Here is a 1678-nt window from a genome sequence, read left to right as displayed (position 1 = left end):
TATGACGGTAGATACGTTTGTTATGACAAACTGCTATCTTGGTTGAATCAATATAGCTGATACCCGTACAGTCGCCCATCATGCTTTGCAAGTAGGCACATAGTGGCATGATACTGCGCGGCACAAGCTTTATAAATCGCGAGTAGCTCGGCAGATTTGGAAACTCCCGTTTCATCATGCCAAGCATGTGATGGTAGTAAAACGCCTTAAACTGTCGATAACGTAATTGATGAAACAGTACCAAGATGGTCATAATCTCTGCTACACTTATCTGGCATGCTCTTAGCCGTTGACGGCCCGTTGCGATTAAATGAGCGTCAAACTCAGGTTTGAATTGCTGATAAAAGTCGTCAATATGGCAGTATAGTTCGGTTAGGTTGTCCATGTAAGAAGTCCTTGTTGTGAAGTTTGTCTTGGTAAACTTACTTTAGCAACTTCGGACTTCTTTTTTTATCTTTTTTTTGAGCGCTTATCCCGAACTGGGGTTATTAATAAGTTAGCGATGGACAGTAAAAATCATCCTTTTCAGCTATAACTGGGCATTGGCGCTATCAACCTCAGCATATACCGCTGTGCTACCATCTTTATTTATTTGCATGATTTGATAAGGGTCGAACTGATTGTTATATTCCATACCAGGACTCCCCATAGGCATACCCGGTACAGCAAGGCCAATGGCGTCGCTTGGCGGGTTTGCTAAAAACTCTGCAACATGCTTAGCGGGTACATGGCCTTCAAACACATAACCATCACTCGTGACCGTGGTGTGACAAGAGCGCATATTATTAGGGACGCCGTAGCGCTGTTTAAATACCGCTAAGTCGGCAACATCTTGCCCCTCAGCGGTCATACCATGATCTTCGGCATGGCTAATCCACTCTTTACAGCAGCCACAATTGGCATCTTTATAAACCGTCGCAGAGACGTTTCTCAGCGCATCACTGTTACTGCTAGCGCTCGGAGTCACCGTTTTAGGCGTTTGGACTTTTGAATTCTGGCTGTCTGTTGCCGTCTCTACAGTCGCTGTGGTTGCAGCAGTGGTATTGGTTTCGCTACAAGCAAATAACGACGATGTCACTGTCAGTAGGATAAGCGCACCAAACAATTTATGCTGCTTAAAAGTTAAGTTATGGTTATCAGGTTTCATACATACCCTCTCGTCATTTATTGTTTATTGTTGCATTTGATATTTAACCCCAATTCGGGATAAGCGCTCAAAAAAAGATAAAAAAAGAAGCCCAAAATTGCTAAAGTGAGTTTACCAAGACAAACTTCACAACAAGGACTTCTTACATGGACAACCTAACCGAACTATACTGCCATATTGACGACTTTTATCAGCAATTCAAACCTGAGTTTGACGCTCATTTAATCGCAACGGGCCGTCAACGGCTAAGAGCATGCCAGATAAGTGTAGCAGAGATTATGACCATCTTGGTACTGTTTCATCAATTACGTTATCGACAGTTTAAGGCGTTTTACTACCATCACATGCTTGGCATGATGAAACGGGAGTTTCCAAATCTGCCGAGCTACTCGCGATTTATAAAGCTTGTGCCGCGCAGTATCATGCCACTATGTGCCTACTTGCAAAGCATGATGGGCGACTGTACGGGTATCAGCTATATTGATTCAACCAAGATAGCAGTTTGTCATAACAAACGTATCTACCGTCATA

Annotated in this window: 3 protein-coding genes; 1 reads left to right on the top strand and 2 read right to left on the bottom strand. The window is 43.2% G+C overall.

Annotated elements, in window-relative coordinates:
* Window positions 1-385 (bottom strand): transposase (locus C8D84_RS13675; protein WP_322872474.1); only part of this gene is annotated, 385 nt, incomplete at its 3' end.
* Window positions 386-529: 144 nt separating this feature from the next.
* Window positions 530-1147 carry a DUF411 domain-containing protein gene (locus C8D84_RS13670; protein ID WP_068037317.1) on the bottom strand — a complete coding sequence of 206 codons (618 nt, stop codon included), beginning with the start codon at window positions 1145-1147 and terminating at the stop codon, window positions 530-532.
* Window positions 1148-1293: 146 nt separating this feature from the next.
* Here C8D84_RS13670 and C8D84_RS13665 point away from each other — a divergent pair.
* Window positions 1294-1678 (top strand): transposase (locus tag C8D84_RS13665; RefSeq protein ID WP_322872474.1); only part of this gene is annotated, 385 nt, incomplete at its 3' end.

The organism is Psychrobacter immobilis (assembly GCF_003148585.1).
In the GTDB taxonomy this organism is placed as follows: Bacteria; Pseudomonadota; Gammaproteobacteria; order Pseudomonadales; family Moraxellaceae; genus Psychrobacter; species Psychrobacter immobilis.
This window is presented reverse-complemented; position numbering and strand designations above follow the sequence as displayed.